The following is a 16,509-nucleotide window of genomic DNA, read 5'->3' on the forward strand; positions in this document are numbered from 1 at the left end:
GCTCTCTCGAACCAAGCGACCGCCAGCAGGCTGAGGGCTTCGGGGACGTTGTGGTCAGGATTGTCGCCAAGAACAAAACCGAATCATCCTAGCGCCGCAATCGCCTTAAATGAGCACGCAAATACACAGCCATGACCGATCGGACGGCGGCCGTAACACGCGAGACGGCCGAGACGGATATCGAGGTGACCCTTGATCTGGACGGGGACGGCGACAGCACCGTCGACACCGGCCTCGGCTTTTTCGACCACATGCTCGAGGCCCTCGCCAAGCACGGCCTCTTCGATCTGACGGTCCGGTGTGACGGCGACCTCGCAATCGACGACCACCACACCGTCGAGGACGTCGGTATCACGCTGGGGGAGGCCCTCGAGGAGGCGCTGGGCGACAAGCGCGGCATCGTCCGGTATGCCGACCGGAAGGTGCCGCTGGACGAGGCCGTCGCCGAGGTCGTCGTCGACGTCTCGGGCCGGCCACGATTCTACTTCGACGGTGCGTTCAGCCAGCCGTCTATCGGCGACTTCACCAGCGACATGGCGCGGCACTTCGTCGAGTCGCTGGCGCTGAACGCCGGCCTGACGGTCCACGCCTCGGTCGACGGGGAGAACGCACACCACGAGGTCGAGGCGCTGTTCAAGAGCCTCGCGCGGACGCTGGACGACGCGACGCGAATCGACGAGCGGCGAAGCGACACGCCGAGCACGAAAGGCGAGTTGTAGACGGGCGTCGGCGCTCGACCCCCCGGGGCGGGCTTTATGAGCAGGTCGGACGAAACGAACGGCTATGAGCGGTCACATCGACGGCGTCGTCGTTCACATCACGAGTGGCGACGCCAACGACTGGCAGCAGGCGCTCCAGAACGTCTTGAATCTCCACAACGACGAGAGCGTGCCAGTTTCACCGGAGTTGATAACCGTCGTCGTCAACGGCGACGCCGTTCGGTTCCTGCAGGCCGACGAACCGGACGCCGACCAGCTCACCCGACTCGCCGACGCCGGCGTCCGAGTCCTCGCCTGTTCCAACTCGTTGGCGCAACTCGGCTATTCGGCGGACGAACTGGCTGAGGGCGTCGATACCGTCGACTCCGGGGTCGCGGAAGTGACGCGGCTGCAATGGCACGGCAACGGGTATCTCAAACTGCCCTGACGGAATCGGTGGGGCTTATTTCACGTCCTCACGGGATTCGATCCCTCGGTAGACCGCCATCGCCGTGAAGTAGACGCCCACGAAGAGCAGAAAGCCGACCGAGAAGGTCGCGACCGTCCCGGGCGTCAGGTCGACGGCCGTCCGGGTGACCAGCACGGCCATCGCGACGGCGAAGACGACGAGCGCGAAGACCCCCGAGACGACGTAGACGCCGAGGTCGCTGTTTAGCGGGTTCATCGGATAGGCTGACGGCCCAATCGGCCAAAACGCTGGCGCCGTGGCTGGAGGGTGTAGCGACGCGAAAGAAAAGCGAGGATTGGCGGTGTTATCGCGCGTGGAACTCGATGGCTGCGCCCTGCCCGAAGCCGACACATTCGGTGGCGAGACCGAGTTCGGCGTCGTCGCGCTTCTGCATCTCGTGGATGAGCGTCACGGGCAGGCGGGCGCCGGAGGCACCGAGCGGGTGGCCGATGGCGATTGCGCCGCCGTTGACGTTGTAGATGTCGTTGTCGAAGCCGAGTTCGTCGCGGCAGTAGACACACTGGGAGGCGAAGGCCTCGTTGAGTTCGACGAGGTCGTAGTCGTCGGCCGACGTGCCGGAGCGCTCGAAGAGGTTCCGACTGGCCGGGACGGGACCGATGCCCATGACCTCGGGTTCGACGCCGGCGATGGCGTTGTTGCCGATCTCGGCGAGGACCTCGAAGCCGTGTTCCTCGGCGAAGGCCTCGGAGGTGACGAGCAGGGCGGCGGCGCCGTCGGTCGTCTGGGAGGCGTTGCCGGGCGTGACCGTCCCGTCGGATTTGAAGACCGTCGGCAGTTCGGCGAGTTTCTCCTTGGTCGTGCCGGGGCGGAGGCCCTCGTCCTTCTCGACGACGATCTCGTTGCCCTCATCGTCGTGGCCCTCGATGGGGACGATCTCGTCGTCGAAGCGGCCTTCCTCGGTGGCCGCGACGGCGCGCTGCTGGGACTGGGCGGCGTACTCGTCCTGCATCTCGCGGGTCACGTCGTATCGTTCCGCGACCTCTTCGGCGGTCATGCCCATCTGGAGGGCCGCAACGTTGTGATACTCGTTGAGGCCGGGGTGGACCTCGTTGTTCTGGCCCATCTTCACGCGGGACATCGACTCGACGCCGCCGGCGATGATGCAGTCACGCTGGCCGGCGCGGATGGCGTCGGCGGCGTTGATGACGGCCTCTGCGGAGGAGGCACACCAGCGGTTGATGGTCGTCGCGGGCGTGTCCTCGCCGAGGTCGCTCATCAGGGCGATGACACGGGCCATGTTGTTGCCCTGCTCGCTGCGCTGCTGGGCACAACCCCACTTGAGGTCGTCGACGTCCTCGCCGGTGAGGTCGGTCTCTTCGAGGATGCGGTCGATAAGCGGAATCGACAGGTCCTCGGGACGGACGTCCGCGAAGACGCCGTCCTCCTTCCCGAAGGGGGTCCGATACGCTTTTACTACGACGGGCGTGTTGTCACTCATACACTCTTTCATTATTGTCCACCTACGTTAAACCTGCTACTCGGGCGGGTTTTACATGTTAGCTGAAGCTAGCCTTTTTGTTTAAATTGTAAGCCGGATACGAACGGGGTATTTATATTAGCGGTCGACCAGCGACCCCGAACCGGCCGCAACGTTGGCCGTGTAGGGGGTCGGCGAGTGCCGTTCGAACGACCCGGAGCGGGACCCGTTCGAAACATGGGCGTTTCGACGGCCTTATACCGTACGCACGGTAATTTCTTGGAGAATGAGCAGCCCCGAGCTCGACGTCGTTGAGTTTCTGCTGACTGCGTCCCTCTATACGGAAAACCGGGACCTGGACGAGCGCGACCTTCCACCGCGGTACCGCCGCGTCTTCTGGGAGGACGGCGAAGTCGAACGCCCCCTGACCACGACCACGAATACCGCCGCCGCCGCAACCGGCGTCGAACGCCCGTGGGAGGCCGTCTCCGGTCTGATGTTCACCGACCGGGACGACTTCTCCGGGAAGATCGACTTCACCGACCGCGGTATGGCCGAGCAGTGGCTTCTGGAACGCATCCCCGAGGAGCGTCTCGCCAACAACCCCACGCTAGTCTACGCCTTCGAGGACCGACTCGACGACATCACCTACGAGCAAGCCCGCGAACAGAACCGCCCCATCCACGCCGACCGCGTCTGGATCGACTCCCTGCTGGAGGAGATGTTCGACGAGGACGAAGAGGAGATGCTCGACCTCGTCGACGTCCGCGCGCCCGAGGAGATCGAGATGACCCTCGAAGACCTCGTCTTGACTGACGACCAGGAACAGGAGATCCACAAGGTCGTCAAGGCCATCGAACACCGCGATTACCTCGCGGAGATCGGCCTTCGGGAGATCGGGAAACTCCTCTTCGTCGGCCCGCCGGGCACCGGGAAGACCTCCGTCGCCCGCGCGCTGGCACAGGACCTCGACCTCCCCTTCGTCGAGGTCAAACTCTCGATGATCACGAGCCAGTATCTCGGCGAGACGGCCAAGAACGTCGACAAGACCTTCGAGGTCGCAAAGCGGCTCTCGCCGTGTATCCTCTTCATGGACGAGTTCGACTTCGTCGCGAAGACGCGCTCGTCGGACGAACACGCCGCCATCAAACGCGCCGTCAACACGCTGTTGAAGAGCATCGACGAGATCTCGCTGATTCAGGACGACGTCCTCCTCATCGGGGCGACGAATCACCCCGACCAACTGGACGCCGCCGCCTGGCGGCGCTTCGACGAGATCGTCAACTTCCCCAAGCCGGACCGTGGCATGCGGTCGGATATCCTCCGTATCGTCACCCGACGGATGGACGTCGACGATTTCGACCCCGACGAACTCGCAGCGGCGACGGAGGGGCTGACCGGCAGCGACCTCCGACTCGTCCTCCGGGAGGCCGTCCTCGACGCACTGACCGAAAACCGGACGACCCTCACCCAGCAGGACATGCTGGATGCAATCGAGGACTTCGAGGAGCGTGACAACCTCAAGAACATGGACATGATCGAGGGCGACGCCGACGCGCTGGTCGCCGGCGGCACCGACGGTCACGATCACGACCACGACGACTGAGTTCGGCTTCCGTTCTTCTTCGGCGTTCTTCCTCACCGGAACCGCGGCTTTTAGGCGTGCGTCGCTCTTCCCATCCGGCGATGGAGGTCACGCTACTCGGCACCGGCGACACGACGGGGACGCCGACGCCGAACTGCGACTGTGACACCTGCACCGCGGCCCGCGAACGCGGCGTCGAGCGCTCGCGCTTTTCGGTCCACGTCCGTAACGAGCGAACCGACGAGTGCCTGCTGGTGGACGCCAGCCCCGACTTCCGCCAGCAGTTCCTCGATAACGACGTCGCACTCCCGGATGCGATCATCATAAGCCACATCCACTTCGACCACCTCGACGGCCTCGGTAACGCCTATCGGCTCCTCGACGACGCGCCCGTCTACGCCGCCGACGAGACCGACCCGATGACCGACGAGAGCGTCGCCGAGACCGTCGACCGGAAGTACGACTACCTCGACACCATCGAAGTTCAGCCCCGCTCGCCGTACGAACCCTTCGAGGCCTGCGGCTTCGAGGTGACGCTCGTCCCGGTCGAACACCCGCCACTGGTCTGCTACGGGCTGGTCATCGAAGACCCAGAAACCGGCGCGAAGCTCTCGCTTTCGGGCGATACCAACTATAGCATCGCCGAGCGCGCCCGCGATGTCCTTCGAAACCCGGACCTACTTTTCGCGGACGGCATCGTCCCGGCGAAGTACTGCGAGTACCACCCCGCAGGCGGCGACCACGCCGACGAGGAGGGTGTCTACCGCACCTTTGGAACCAAGCACATGACCATCGAAGGCGCCCGTGCGCTTGCGGAGGACCTCGACGCCGACGACTACCTGCTGGTCCATCTCTCCCATTACATTCCTGCCGAGGACGCCTTCGACGACGACATGGCCGTCGACGGCGAGACGTTCACGCTATAGCGTGGCCGAAACTCACCCGCGGTAGCGGTAGCCGGCGATACCCAGCACGGCCAGCAGGACGACACCGCCAGCGGCGAGCGGCACGAGTGGGATGGAATCGTCCTCGGTGGTGTTGGGGTCGTCGCCCGGGAGGTCCGGAGCGAAACCGCTCTCCGACGGGGCGAACGCATAGAGGTCGGCGGCGCAGTCCGCGATCTCCTCGTCGGAGAAGTTCGCGTCGCCGTGGGCGTCGACGGTCCCTTCGGCGCCGTATTCGCGCATGGTCGGGCCGTTCGACCCGGACTCGCCGCGTTCTGCGTCGTAGGTCTCGTAGGGGGTGTAGACCTCCCAGACGACCTCGCCGTCGGGGGTTATCTCGACGGTACGGTGGCCCATCCGGTCGGAGACCAGCGTGTTGCCGTTCGGAAGGCGGTCGGCGTCGCGCGGTTCGTCGAAGCCGGTCGCCGCCCAGACGCGGTCCCACTCCCCGGCGTCGTGGTCGTACTCGTACTCGACGACGCGGTCGTTGAGGCTGTCGGCGACGAGGACGGTGTGCTCACCGTTCGGCCCCCACAGGTGGTCGGGGTTGTGCTGTTCGTAGAGGACGTCGTAGTCGTCGTCCTCGCCGAGGGTCAACTCGACTTCCTTCGAAGAGCGATTGATGAACACGACCTGATCGAAGTTCCGCACCGACGCCATGAACCACTCGCCGGTGGCGTCGACGCGGTCGGATTCGCTGACGTTCACCACGTCGACGTCGTTGACGTGAGTCCAGTCGTCCTCGGACCCGCCGCCGCTCTCGGGGAAGTATTCGGGATAGTTCTCGAAGCGCCACTCCCACGTCGTCTCGCCCTGCGTGCGGTTGTAGACGAGCAGGCGCTCGTGGCCCTCACCCTTGTCCGCGGCGACGAGTTCGCCGTCGTCCAGCAGGTCGATGTCGTGGGCGTCGGTCACCTGCGGGTTCGTCGAACTGTCAGGGGCGCCGTTGAAGTGCTTGGTCCAGACGTAGTCGTTGGTCTCGGGGTCGAGTTCGCCGACGACCGTGGCCCCGCTTTCGGTCGTGACGAAGATGACGTTCCCGTTCGGTAGGGGGTCGACGTCGTAGGCCCACCAGCGGCCGTTGGCCGAGGCGTTTCGGGTCCACTCGAAGCTCCCGTTGGGTCGGAAGGAGACCAGCAGGGCGGGCCGCTTCTTGTAGCCATCACTGGTGAGATGGGCGCCCTGTATGCTCACGAGGGTGTTCTCGTCGGGTTGGTCGGTCACCGTCCCGACACAGGAGTTGGGCCGGTCCGCGGACTGGGCGGCGACGGCGGGGCCGACGGCCAGCGACAGGACCAGCAGTACTGCCGCCACGAGTGCGGGAAGGCCGCGCATGCAAAATCGGTGGAATGGGGGCACAAAGAGTATTGGCTTACGGCGCGGCCGTCGCTACTCCTCGGCGAAGCGGTCGAGGCCCACCTGCCGACGGTCTCGTCCGTCGGGGTCGGGGTCCCACGACGAGTGACGGGCGCGTGCGGCTTCGACGTCGGCTTCCGGCGGATCGGCTGGGTCGTATCCCCCACAGTCCGCGCCGCACTCCCGGGCGGGGTCGACGAACCGACCCTTCCACGCACAGTACGGAAGCGCGTCGTCGGGGTGGAACGCAGGGCCGCTTGCTTCGGCCCGTTCGCAGGCCGGCAACGCGTCGGGCCGCCACCCCTTGCCGTAGGCGCGCTCGGCGATGCGGCGACGGTACCGTGCCTTCTCGTCGGCCGTCACGGGTTCGACGTCGACCCGCGCGGGCGACTCGTCGAGGACGGCGATACCGGGGTCGTCCGTCGACAGCGGCGTCGCCTCGCGGACGACCTCGAAGCGCCCTTCTTCCGGGAAGAAGCGCCAGACCCCGACGGCCTCTGGGATGCGGTTCAGGTGCGCGCCGGTGACGTAGGATTCGGTGACGAGTACGACCTCGTCGAACAGGCCCAGCGAGACGTCCTTCCGCAACTGCAACTGCAGGTCGCCGGGTCGGCCGAGGTCTGGTTTGTTCTCGAAGGCCCGGAGACTGCCGAACCAGTCCGGGTAGCGCGCGGTCTGCCGGACGTAGCGCCGGCAGTTACGTCGTTCGGCGGCGAAAAAGCCGATGTCGACCGCGCGGTCGACGGCGCTTTCGGCGCGGTCGGCAGGCGCGTCGAACGCCTCTTTCCAGTAGCGGGCGCGGCCGACGCCGACGTCGCTTTCGATGGCGAGGTCGGGAATCGCCTCGGCGGTGATGTCCGCCCGGGCCGAGAACTCGGGGCCTCGGCGAACTTCGACGACGTCGACGATGCGGGTGTGGCTGCCGAGTTGCCGGGCGACGAGGCCGTCGCTGTCGGCCTCGACGGCGGCACACATCGCCAACTCGAAGGCGTACTCCCGCACGCGTTATTGCAGGGCGGCGAGGGAGAAAAACGACGCGCTCCGGCGGGGACGGGGATTTCGGCGTGGCTACAGGGGCTCTCGGCTTGCATCCTCGACGACGAGGTCCTCGTCGAGGTCGACGACGAGGCGTTCGTCGTCGAGTTCGATGTGGACGCGGAACTCCCACGGGTTCTCCGAGAGCACCTCGGTGTGGTCGTCGGAGACGCACCATTCCAGCGTCCAGAACGCCGCGGCGTTGAGGTCGATGCCGTGGTCCCGGTAGAAGGAGACGACTTCGGCGTCGTCGAGCAGCGAGATGGTGACTGAGGTAGGCGTCGTCTGCCCGCAGCGTTGGCACTCGTGTTCGATGTGGACGTCGTAGTCGACGAAATCGCCGGTTTCGGTGATGTTCGTCTCGGTGCGGCCGTTACAGGCCGGGCAGACGCCGTCGGAGATGAGACACATCAGGTGGCGAACGCGCTGGTTGAACGCGTCCATCACCTCGGATTTCGTTCGGTCTTCGAGGCCGCCCGGCGGGAAATCGCCGTGGGCGTGACGGCGGCCGCAGTCGTCACAGACGATGCGGAGTGTCTCGTCCTCGTAGTGGGCGACCAGCGACCCCGAACAGTCGACGCACTCGCCTTCGACCTCGACGGGGCCGAACTCGGGGTCCTGATTGAGACTGCCCGAGAGTACCGCCTGGATGACCGCGCGGCCGGCCCCGCGGAAGTCGTATCCCTCCTCGCACTTCCGGACGAACTGGCCGGTCAGTTTCTGGAGGTGGTAGTTGAACTGCGCGCTGTCGCGGGTCCCTACACGGCGGCGGAGGTCCGAGAAGGATACGGGCCGTTCGGGCGCTTCCCAGAGGGCCTCGAGGATGGCGAGGCGCGTCTCGTTGCCGATGACCGCGAAGGCCTCGGCGGGCTGGAGACACTCCTCGCAGGCGAAGGCACCCGCAGTTTCTGCGTCGCTCATATCTGTTTCGTGGACCGCTACCGGCTAATAAGTTATCTCAACGCCGTTTTTGTATTATGTCTGTCAGATGTGCTCAGTCCGCGAGATCGAGGCGGTCGTCGAGCGCGCGGATGTCGTCGACGGTCGCGTCGGGCTCGCCGGCGAAGTCGTCCCACGGGACCTTTCCGCGGTCCAGCCAGACGCCGGTCATCCCCGCGTGTTTCGCGCCGAGAACGTCGTAGAACAGCGCGCTGACGTGGGCGATGCGGTCGACCGGCGTACCCGTCCGGGCCGCGGCGTGTCGGTAGATCTCGACGTTCGGCTTGAACGTCGCCACCTCGTCGGCGCTGATGGTATCCTCGATGGCGTCGCCGATGCCGGCGTGGCTGACCATCGAGGAGAGCATCTCGGGGTTGCCGTTCGAAACGACGTACGCATCGACCCCGGCGTCGTGGAGGCGCTGGAGCCCCTCGCGCACGTCGTCGAAGACGGCGAGTTCGTGGTAGGTTTCGAGGATGGCTTCCCGTTCCGACTCGGTGAGGTCGACGCCGTGGGCGGCCAGCGCGTGTTCCAGCGCCGCGCGGTTCAGCGCGTAGAAGCTGTCGTACTCGTCGATCTCGTTGGCCACCATCGTGTACATGAGCGACCGCGACCGCCAGTGATTCGAGACGGGTTCGGGGTCGTCGACGACATCGGCGAGGGCCGATTCGACGGCCTCGACGTCGACCAGCGTGCTGTACGAATCGAGGGTGACGGTCTCGATGCTGCCCATGTCTCTTATTCACACACCGTTCTCCCTGACTGTTTGGGAAGCGGTGACCGGGGGTCCGTTCGCGGTCAGGTCGCCCGGTCGAACTCGCCCGCGTATCGGTGCCGAAGGTATAGTAAGCGTTATCAGGCGCACGGGAGGATATTCACGTCATTACTAAATGACGCAAGAACACCGACAACCGGAGGTGAACATCGGACTGGTTGGACACGTCGACCACGGCAAGACGACCCTCGTCCAGGCGCTTTCGGGCGAGTGGACCGACCAGCACTCCGAGGAGATGAAACGCGGCATCTCCATTCGCCTCGGATACGCCGACGCGACGTTCCGGGAGTGTCCGGACCTCGAAGAGCCGGACCGCTACACCGTCGACGAGACGTGCCCGGACGGCTCGGAGAGCGAGCATCTCCGTACGGTGTCGTTCGTCGACGCCCCGGGCCACGAGACGCTCATGGCGACGATGCTCTCGGGGGCGTCCATCATGGACGGTGCCGTACTCGTCATCGCCGCCAACGAGCCGGTCCCCCGCGCACAGACCGAAGAACACCTGATGGCGCTGGACATCATCGGCATCGACAACATCGTTATCGCCCAGAACAAAATCGACCTCGTCGACCGCGAGCAGGCCGTCGACAACTACGAACAGATTCAGGAGTTCGTCGAGGGCACCGTCGCCGAGGACGCGCCCATCGTCCCCACCTCCGCCCAGCAGGAGGTCAATATGGACCTCCTCATCCAGACCATCGAGGAGGAGGTTCCGACGCCGGACCGGGACCCCGACGCGGACGCCCGCTTGCAGGTCGCCCGCTCGTTCGACATCAACCGACCCGGCACGACGTACGAGGACCTCACCGGCGGCGTCTTGGGTGGGTCGCTCACGCAGGGCATTCTCGAAAACGAGGACGAAATCGAGATCAAGCCCGGCCGCGAGATCGAGGAGGGCGGCCGCTCGGAGTACCACCCCGTCGAGACGACTGTCCGGTCGCTGCAGGCCGGCGGCGAGTTCGTCGACGAGGTGACCCCCGGCGGTCTGCTCGGTGTCGGGACCGGACTCGACCCCTCGCTGACGAAGGGCGACGCCCTCGCGGGACAGGTCGCTGGCCCGCCGGGCAGTCTCCCACCGACCCACGACGAGTTCACGATGGACGTCGAACTCCTCGACCGCATCGTCGGCGAGGAGGACGTCGAGCCCATCAGCACGGGCGAACCGCTCATGTTGACCGTCGGGACGGCGACGACGGTCGGCTCCGTGACGAGCGCCCGCGACGGCGAGTGTGAGGTCAAACTCAAACGCCCCGTCTGTGCACAGGAAGGCGCCAAGATAGCCATCAACCGCCGCGTCGGCGCGCGCTGGCGGCTCATCGGCGTCGGAACGCTTCGGTGATGCGCGTGGTGCTCGATACGAACGCACTGATGATGCCGGTCGAAGTCGGGGTGCGGACCTTCGAGGAACTCGACCGCCTGCTCGGCGACTACGAGGCGGTGGTCCCCGAGGCGGTCCTCGAGGAACTCGACGAACTGGCCGGCGGTCACGGCGAGGAGGCGACGGCGGCAAGCGTCGGTGCGGACCTCGCCCGCCGGGAGTGCGAGACCATCGAGCACGATGCGGCGTACGCTGACGATGCGGTGTTGGAACTCGGCCAGGCGGCCGACTACGTGGTGACGAACGACGGGCCGCTTCGAAAGCGGCTTTTAGAGGCGAACGTTCCCGTAATTAGTTTACGCGGGAGCAACAAACTGGAACTCAACGAACCATAGCATGTACAAACGGGTACGACTCAAGGATACGGTCGAGGTGCCCCCGCGGCACCTCGCAGATGTGTCGCCCGAGCTCGTCAAGCGGTTGCTGCAGGACAAGCTCGAAGGACAGATGGACGAGAAGGTCGGCAGTGTGGTCTCCGTCTCGGAGGTCCACGACATCGGACAGGGCGCGGTCCTGCCGAACCGGCCGGGCGTCTACTACGAGGCGGAGTTCGACGCCGTCACGTTCGACCCCCAGATGCAGGAGGTCGTCGACGGCGAGGTCGTCGAGGTCGTCAACTTCGGCGCCTTCGTCGGCATCGGCCCCGTCGACGGCCTGCTCCACGTCTCCCAGATCTCCGACGAGTATCTGGCCTACGACGAGGAGAACCAGCAACTGGCCTCGCGGGATTCGAACCGCGTGCTCTCGGTGGGCGATTCGGTGCGCGCCCGTATCGTCACCAAGAGCATCGACGAGCGGAACCCCCGCGATACGAAGATCGGTCTGACGGCCAAACAGCCTGGCCTCGGCAAGCACGGCTGGCTCGAAGAGGAACGCAAGCGCCGCGAGGCGCAGGCGGGTGATTAGATGGCCGACCGACTGGTGTGTCGGGACTGTCACCGCGTCCTCGAGGTCGACGAAGGCGAGCAATGCCCGGCCTGCGGGTCGAACTCGCTGACCGAGGACTGGGCCGGCTACGTCGTCATCGCCCACCCCGAGAAAAGCGAGATCGCGGCGGAGATGGAAGTCACCGAACCCGGGCGCTACGCGCTGAAGGTCAGATAGATGGCCGAGGTGGTCGTCGAGCTCCCCGAGGAGATGCGGCACGAACTCAAAGAGCCGCTGGGACCCGTCTACACGGAGGCCGAGGTGCTGCTCGCCGAGGCGACCGAACCCATCATCGCCGTCGGCGACATCGTCACCTACCACCTGCTGACGGCGGGCTATCAGCCCGACGTGGCGCTGGTCGACGGCAAGACCAAACGCGAACGCGTCGAGCGCGAGGTGCTGGATGCCATCGACGGCTTCGACCACCAGATCGAGGTCGAGAACCCGGCGGGGACGCTGACCGAGGAACTGCTGGAAGCGCTGGTCGACGCCATCGAACGCCCCGGCACCGTCGTTATCACCGTCATCGGCGAGGAGGACCTCGCCGCGCTGCCGGCCATCGTCACCGCGCCCGACGGGGCGTCGGTCGTCTACGGCCAGCCCAACGAGGGTATGGTGCTGGCCGTCGTCGAGGAGGGCCTCCGTATCGACTGCCGGAACCTACTGGAGAAGATGGACGGCGACTACACCCGCGTCGCGTCGATTCTTGCGCCCTGAGTTCCAGTCGCTGTTGCCCCAGTCCTTTTGCGTTCCGAGTGTGAGGCGGTTCTATGGACGAGGACCGCAAGGAGTGGGTCCGTGAATACTGGCCGTTCCTCGTCGGGGTGGTCATCATCGTCGTCGGGAACCTCTACGTTCTACTGGTCTACGGCGAGGACTGGGTCATCGGTGGGCCGCCGCTGGTGCTCGCGGTCATCGTGGTGTTGGCCATCGAGTTCGGGCGGTCGGTTTACGACCGGTTGGTCTAGACCGTCGAGAATCGCCGTCAACGATTCCCGTGAATCCGGCGCTTCGAAATCCTTTTACGCGCTTCGAGGGAAAAAAGCGGTAACGTAACCATGGACGTCGAAATCATCGATGAAGACGAGAATCCGATGTTGCACCGAACGGACGTTCGGTTCCAACTGACCCACGAGGAAGCGACGCCTTCCCGCCTTTCGGTTCGCGACTCGCTTGCGGCCAAGCTCAACAAGGACGCCAGCGAGGTCGTCGTGCACACCCTCGACACGAAATACGGCATGCGCAAGAGCGTGGGCTACGCGAAGGTCTACGACAGCGCCGAGCAAGCCAAGGAAGTCGAGCAGGAGTACATGCTCGAACGGAACAAGATCACGGCCGACGAGGACGCCGAAGAGGCCGAGGCCGAGCCGGAGGAGGTCTAGATGCCCCGTCACGAGTACTACAACGACGACGGCTCCACCGACAAGGAACACTGCCCCCGCTGCGGTGACACCTTCCTCGGTGACTATGGCGACCGCCTGCACTGTGGCAAGTGTAGCTACACCGAATTCAAATAGGCCGTGACCCGGGTTCTCGGTATCGAGGGGACCGCCTGGTGTGCCAGCGCGGCCGTCTTCGATGCCGAAACCGACGCCGTTTCTATCGAATCAGACGCCTATGTTCCGGAGAGCGGCGGCATTCATCCGCGCGAGGCCGCCGAGCACATGCGCTCGGCGATTCCCGCCGTCATCGAGGAGACTCTCGATTACGTCAGAGCCGAATACGGCGACCCCGCCGAGGCGCTCGATGCCGTCGCCTTCTCCCGAGGGCCGGGTATCGGTCCCTGCCTTCGCATCGCCGGCACCGCGGCCCGCGCGCTCGCTGGCGCGCTTGAGATCCCACTGGTCGGTGTCAATCACATGGTCGCCCACCTCGAAATCGGGCGGCATCGCTCCGGCTTCGAGTCGCCGGTCTGTCTGAACGCGTCGGGCGCCAACGCCCACCTCCTCGGCTTCCGGAACGGTCGGTATCGCGTCCTCGGTGAGACGATGGATACCGGCGTCGGCAACGCTATCGACAAGTTCACTCGCCACGTCGGCTGGCAGCATCCCGGCGGCCCGAAGGTCGAAGCACACGCTCGCGAGGGTGAGTACGTCGACCTCCCCTACGTCGTCAAGGGGATGGACTTCTCGTTTTCGGGCATCATGTCCGCGGCCAAGCAGGCCTACGACGGTGGGACGCCCGTCGAGGACGTCTGCTGTGGCCTCCAGGAGACCATCTTCGCGATGCTCACCGAAGTCAGCGAGCGAGCGCTGTCGCTGACGGGCGCCGACGAACTCGTCCTCGGCGGCGGCGTCGGGCAGAACGACCGCCTCCGGGAAATGCTCGAATCGATGTGCGAGGCACGCGGCGCCGACTTCTACGCGCCCGAACCGCGCTTCCTCCGTGACAACGCCGGCATGATCGCCGTCCTCGGCGCGAAGATGTACGAGGCGGGCGATACGATTCCCATCGAGGACTCGCGTGTCCTACCCGATTTCCGCCCCGACGAGGTCGACGTAACCTGGCGCTCGGACGAGGCCGTAGCTACGCCCATTCCTGCCGACGAGCGCGCGCAGGGCGCCGAGGCCGTCGTCGACCTCGCGCCGGCCGACGAGCGCGTCTACAAGCATCGACTCGTCAAGCCCTACCGGCACCCGGAACTGGACGCGAAACTCAGGCGTCGACGGACGCGGTCGGAGGCCCGACTGACGAGCGAGGCCCGGCGTCTCGGCGTGCCGACGCCCGTCGTCTACGATATCGACCCCGTCGAGGCGACGCTGGATTTCGAGTTCGTCGGCGAGGCGGACCTCCGGGAGATGCTGACCGAACCACACGTCGCGGCCGTCGGCCGCCACCTCGCCCGGTGTCACGAGGCGGGGTTCGTCCACGGCGACCCGACGCCGCGCAACGTCCGGGTCGCCCCCGATGAGGCCGACGACGGGCGGGCTTACCTCATCGACTTCGGTCTCGGCTACTACACCGACGACATCGAGGACTACGCGATGGACCTCCACGTCTTCGAGGGCGCGGTCGGCGGGACCGCGGACGACGCGCCGGCGCTCATCGAGGCCTTCGAGGCGGCCTATCGGGAGACGGGCGACGAGCGCGTCGTCCGGCAACTGCGGGAGATCGAGGAACGCGGGCGGTATCAGTAGTTTCGGTCGGCGTCCCCGGGGCCTATAAGTTCCGGCCCGCCCTATGCTTGGGTATGCCAGAAAAACCGCAGTCCGGCGAACTGTTCGGAATCCCGTATAATTTCGATAAACCCTCGCTCGGGCGCATGATGTCCTCGTACTGGCAGCCCGACGAGGGAATGTTGGTCGAGAAGCCCTTCGGCGTCGGCTACACGCTGAACCTCGCCAACTGGCGGTCGTGGGTCGTGCTGGCGGTCGCGGGGCTGCTCTTCTACCAGCAACAGCAGTCGGGTGCCGAAAGCGAGGAGATGGACGACGAAGAGCCGGTCGAAGTCGTGGTTGACGACTAGCGAGACGCCGAGCGTAGCGAGGCGTCTCGGAAAAACCGAACGGGGAGCGAAGCGACCTGTGAGGTAGCGGGGCTTCGACCGTAGGGAGATGCCTCGATGAAATCGAGCGGTGACCGCAGGGAACCGCGAGATAGCAAGACGCCGACTGTACGGCGGCGCCTCGGAGAATCGGACCTTTTAGTGCGCCCGCCGTCGAAGTCGCGTCCATGTACGACGGCCTGAAGGGATTCCGTGATTTCTACCCCGGCGAGATGTCCGCCCGACGGGAGGTCACCGACACCATCGAGGAGCGCGTGCGTCGGTACGGCTTCCGCGAGGTAGGGACGCCGGCGATGGAGCGGACCCAGATGTACGTGGAGAAATCGGGCGAGGAGATCGTCGAGGAACTCTACCACTTCGAGGACAAGGGCGGCCGCGACGTGTCGCTGACGCCCGAACTGACGCCGACGGTCGCGCGGATGGTCGTCGCGCGCCAGCAGGCCCTGCAGAAGCCCATCAAATGGTTCTCGACGCGGCCGTTCTGGCGCTACGAGCAGGTCCAGCAGGGGCGGTTCCGGGAGTTCTACCAGACGAACGTCGACATCTTCGGTTCCGAGGAACCGGAAGCAGACGCCGAGGTTCTCGCGGCTGCGGCCGATATCATGACCGACCTCGGCCTTTCAGGCGAGGACTTCGAGTTCCGGGTGTCCCACCGTGACATCCTCGGTGGACTGCTGGAATCACTCGACAGCGACGTGGATACGACCGACGCGATTCGGGCAGTCGACAAGAAGGAGAAGATCGACCTCGAGGAGTACTACGATCTGCTCGTCGCGGCGGGCCTCGACTACGAGGAAGCCGAGGCCTTCGACGACGTGCTGGGTACGGATGACCTCGATGACCTCGTCGATTTCGCCGAGACGGACCGCGTCGCCGAGGCCGTCGAGAACCTGCGTGCGGTGCTTGCGGCCGCCGAGGACTTCGGCGCCCGCGAGTACTGTACCATCTCGCTGGAGACGGCGCGCGGGCTCGACTACTACACCGGCGTCGTCTTCGAGTGTTTCGACACCGCCGGCGAGGTCTCGCGGTCGGTCTTCGGCGGCGGCCGCTACGACGACCTCATCGAGGGCTTCGGCGGCGAACCGACACCGGCCGTCGGCGTCGGTATCGGCCACGAGACGCTGTCGCTGCTCTGTCAGCGCGCGGGCGTCTGGCCCGAGGAGGAGGTCGCGACCGACTACTACGTGCTGACGGTCGGCGATACGCGGGAGACGGCCGCCGAGATCGCCCGCGAACTCCGCGAGTTGGGCCACGTCGTCGAAGCCAACCTGACGAGTCGCGGCTTCGGTGACCAACTGTCGTACGCTGACGGCATCAACGCCGAAACCGTCATCGTGGTCGGCGAACAGGACCTCGCGGACGACGCGGTCACCATCAAGGACATGGAATCGGGCGACCAGAAACAGATTCCCATCGACGAGTTCCCACCCGAGGAGGGACGGCCGACCTTCGAGGACTAC

General features: G+C 65.6%; 21 protein-coding genes. 15 read left to right on the top strand and 6 right to left on the bottom strand.

Features of this window, described 5'->3' with window-relative positions; all coding sequences use genetic code 11:
• The first annotated feature begins 131 nt into the window (after positions 1-131).
• Positions 132-719, top strand: a complete 588-nt coding sequence (gene hisB / locus V5A53_RS06385) for an imidazoleglycerol-phosphate dehydratase HisB (protein WP_332312746.1) — start codon at positions 132-134, stop codon at positions 717-719.
• 64 nt (positions 720-783) lie between these two features.
• A complete protein-coding gene (locus V5A53_RS06390) occupies positions 784-1,146 on the top strand; it encodes a DsrE family protein (protein ID WP_332312747.1) in 363 nt (120 codons plus the stop codon).
• Positions 1,147-1,161: 15 nt separating this feature from the next.
• Here V5A53_RS06390 and V5A53_RS06395 read toward each other — a convergent pair whose 3' ends face one another.
• Positions 1,162-1,383, bottom strand: coding sequence for a hypothetical protein (locus V5A53_RS06395; RefSeq protein WP_332312748.1), 222 nt, complete (start codon positions 1,381-1,383; stop codon positions 1,162-1,164).
• An 88-nt stretch (positions 1,384-1,471) separates the two neighbouring features.
• Positions 1,472-2,626, bottom strand: a complete 1,155-nt coding sequence (locus V5A53_RS06400; protein ID WP_332312749.1) for a thiolase family protein — start codon at positions 2,624-2,626, stop codon at positions 1,472-1,474.
• A 265-nt stretch (positions 2,627-2,891) separates the two neighbouring features.
• Here V5A53_RS06400 and V5A53_RS06405 point away from each other — a divergent pair, with 265 nt between their 5' ends.
• Entirely contained in the window at positions 2,892-4,211 is a 1,320-nt protein-coding gene (locus V5A53_RS06405) for an ATP-binding protein (RefSeq protein ID WP_332312750.1), read from the top strand.
• Positions 4,212-4,291: 80 nt separating this feature from the next.
• The gene (locus tag V5A53_RS06410) at positions 4,292-5,116 is read left to right on the top strand and encodes an MBL fold metallo-hydrolase (protein WP_332312751.1); all 825 of its coding nucleotides are present in this window, start codon (positions 4,292-4,294) and stop codon (positions 5,114-5,116) included.
• A gap of 12 nt (positions 5,117-5,128) precedes the next feature.
• On the opposite strand, the gene V5A53_RS06415 is transcribed toward V5A53_RS06410, so the two are convergent.
• From V5A53_RS06415 to V5A53_RS06430, 4 genes are all read right to left on the bottom strand, one after another.
• Positions 5,129-6,469 carry an arylsulfotransferase gene (locus V5A53_RS06415; protein WP_332312752.1) on the bottom strand — a complete coding sequence of 447 codons (1,341 nt, stop codon included), beginning with the start codon at positions 6,467-6,469 and terminating at the stop codon, positions 5,129-5,131.
• 54 nt (positions 6,470-6,523) lie between these two features.
• On the bottom strand, positions 6,524-7,492 hold the full coding sequence (locus tag V5A53_RS06420; protein ID WP_332312753.1) for a DUF5787 family protein: 969 nt from the start codon (positions 7,490-7,492) through the stop codon (positions 6,524-6,526).
• A gap of 66 nt (positions 7,493-7,558) precedes the next feature.
• Positions 7,559-8,446 carry a winged helix-turn-helix domain-containing protein gene (locus V5A53_RS06425; protein ID WP_332312754.1) on the bottom strand — a complete coding sequence of 296 codons (888 nt, stop codon included), beginning with the start codon at positions 8,444-8,446 and terminating at the stop codon, positions 7,559-7,561.
• A 73-nt stretch (positions 8,447-8,519) separates the two neighbouring features.
• Positions 8,520-9,197 carry a haloacid dehalogenase type II gene (locus V5A53_RS06430; protein ID WP_332312755.1) on the bottom strand — a complete coding sequence of 226 codons (678 nt, stop codon included), beginning with the start codon at positions 9,195-9,197 and terminating at the stop codon, positions 8,520-8,522.
• Positions 9,198-9,354: 157 nt separating this feature from the next.
• On the opposite strand from V5A53_RS06430, the gene V5A53_RS06435 reads away from it, so the two are divergent.
• From V5A53_RS06435 to hisS, 11 genes are all read left to right on the top strand, one after another.
• Positions 9,355-10,578 carry a translation initiation factor IF-2 subunit gamma gene (locus tag V5A53_RS06435; RefSeq protein ID WP_332312756.1) on the top strand — a complete coding sequence of 408 codons (1,224 nt, stop codon included), beginning with the start codon at positions 9,355-9,357 and terminating at the stop codon, positions 10,576-10,578.
• Entirely contained in the window at positions 10,578-10,952 is a 375-nt protein-coding gene (locus V5A53_RS06440) for a DUF188 domain-containing protein (protein WP_332312757.1), read from the top strand. The genes V5A53_RS06435 and V5A53_RS06440 overlap by 1 nt, the downstream gene beginning before the upstream one ends.
• Before the next feature lies 1 nt (position 10,953).
• Positions 10,954-11,523, top strand: coding sequence for a DNA-directed RNA polymerase (locus tag V5A53_RS06445; protein WP_332312758.1), 570 nt, complete (start codon positions 10,954-10,956; stop codon positions 11,521-11,523).
• Complete coding sequence (gene spt4 / locus V5A53_RS06450) at positions 11,524-11,721, top strand: transcription elongation factor subunit Spt4 (RefSeq protein WP_332312759.1); 198 nt, start codon at positions 11,524-11,526, stop codon at positions 11,719-11,721.
• Entirely contained in the window at positions 11,722-12,261 is a 540-nt protein-coding gene (locus V5A53_RS06455) for a GTP-dependent dephospho-CoA kinase family protein (RefSeq protein ID WP_332312760.1), read from the top strand.
• Positions 12,262-12,314: 53 nt separating this feature from the next.
• The gene (locus V5A53_RS06460) at positions 12,315-12,512 is read left to right on the top strand and encodes a hypothetical protein (protein WP_332312761.1); all 198 of its coding nucleotides are present in this window, start codon (positions 12,315-12,317) and stop codon (positions 12,510-12,512) included.
• A gap of 90 nt (positions 12,513-12,602) precedes the next feature.
• A complete protein-coding gene (locus tag V5A53_RS06465) occupies positions 12,603-12,926 on the top strand; it encodes a 30S ribosomal protein S24e (protein WP_332312762.1) in 324 nt (107 codons plus the stop codon).
• The gene (locus V5A53_RS06470; protein ID WP_332312763.1) at positions 12,927-13,061 is read left to right on the top strand and encodes a 30S ribosomal protein S27ae; all 135 of its coding nucleotides are present in this window, start codon (positions 12,927-12,929) and stop codon (positions 13,059-13,061) included.
• 3 nt (positions 13,062-13,064) lie between these two features.
• Positions 13,065-14,681: a bifunctional N(6)-L-threonylcarbamoyladenine synthase/serine/threonine protein kinase gene (locus V5A53_RS06475; protein ID WP_332312764.1), complete on the top strand. Its 1,617-nt coding sequence runs from the start codon at positions 13,065-13,067 to the stop codon at positions 14,679-14,681.
• A gap of 53 nt (positions 14,682-14,734) precedes the next feature.
• Positions 14,735-15,010 (top strand): DUF5808 domain-containing protein, encoded by a 276-nt coding sequence (locus V5A53_RS06480; protein WP_332312765.1) that lies wholly within the window; start codon positions 14,735-14,737, stop codon positions 15,008-15,010.
• Between the two features lie 206 nt (positions 15,011-15,216).
• Positions 15,217-16,509, top strand: a 1,293-nt coding sequence (hisS, locus tag V5A53_RS06485) for a histidine--tRNA ligase (protein ID WP_332312766.1), incomplete at its 3' end; no start/stop codon positions are given.

The sequence above is a fragment of the Natronomonas sp. genome (assembly GCF_036625485.1).
Taxonomy (GTDB): domain Archaea; phylum Halobacteriota; class Halobacteria; order Halobacteriales; family Haloarculaceae; genus Natronomonas.

Coding starts and splice junctions, on each gene's coding strand:
- V5A53_RS06470 (WP_332312763.1), top strand. CDS start 12,927: ATGCCCCGTCACGAGTACTACAACGACGACGGCTCCACCGACAAGGAA.
- V5A53_RS06415 (WP_332312752.1), bottom strand. CDS start 6,469: ATGCGCGGCCTTCCCGCACTCGTGGCGGCAGTACTGCTGGTCCTGTCG.
- V5A53_RS06445 (WP_332312758.1), top strand. CDS start 10,954: ATGTACAAACGGGTACGACTCAAGGATACGGTCGAGGTGCCCCCGCGG.
- V5A53_RS06480 (WP_332312765.1), top strand. CDS start 14,735: ATGCCAGAAAAACCGCAGTCCGGCGAACTGTTCGGAATCCCGTATAAT.
- V5A53_RS06400 (WP_332312749.1), bottom strand. CDS start 2,626: ATGAGTGACAACACGCCCGTCGTAGTAAAAGCGTATCGGACCCCCTTC.
- spt4 (WP_332312759.1), top strand. CDS start 11,524: ATGGCCGACCGACTGGTGTGTCGGGACTGTCACCGCGTCCTCGAGGTC.
- V5A53_RS06390 (WP_332312747.1), top strand. CDS start 784: ATGAGCGGTCACATCGACGGCGTCGTCGTTCACATCACGAGTGGCGAC.
- V5A53_RS06440 (WP_332312757.1), top strand. CDS start 10,578: ATGCGCGTGGTGCTCGATACGAACGCACTGATGATGCCGGTCGAAGTC.
- V5A53_RS06460 (WP_332312761.1), top strand. CDS start 12,315: ATGGACGAGGACCGCAAGGAGTGGGTCCGTGAATACTGGCCGTTCCTC.
- V5A53_RS06395 (WP_332312748.1), bottom strand. CDS start 1,383: ATGAACCCGCTAAACAGCGACCTCGGCGTCTACGTCGTCTCGGGGGTC.
- V5A53_RS06410 (WP_332312751.1), top strand. CDS start 4,292: ATGGAGGTCACGCTACTCGGCACCGGCGACACGACGGGGACGCCGACG.
- hisB (WP_332312746.1), top strand. CDS start 132: ATGACCGATCGGACGGCGGCCGTAACACGCGAGACGGCCGAGACGGAT.
- V5A53_RS06465 (WP_332312762.1), top strand. CDS start 12,603: ATGGACGTCGAAATCATCGATGAAGACGAGAATCCGATGTTGCACCGA.
- V5A53_RS06405 (WP_332312750.1), top strand. CDS start 2,892: ATGAGCAGCCCCGAGCTCGACGTCGTTGAGTTTCTGCTGACTGCGTCC.
- V5A53_RS06425 (WP_332312754.1), bottom strand. CDS start 8,446: ATGAGCGACGCAGAAACTGCGGGTGCCTTCGCCTGCGAGGAGTGTCTC.
- V5A53_RS06430 (WP_332312755.1), bottom strand. CDS start 9,197: ATGGGCAGCATCGAGACCGTCACCCTCGATTCGTACAGCACGCTGGTC.
- V5A53_RS06435 (WP_332312756.1), top strand. CDS start 9,355: ATGACGCAAGAACACCGACAACCGGAGGTGAACATCGGACTGGTTGGA.
- V5A53_RS06455 (WP_332312760.1), top strand. CDS start 11,722: ATGGCCGAGGTGGTCGTCGAGCTCCCCGAGGAGATGCGGCACGAACTC.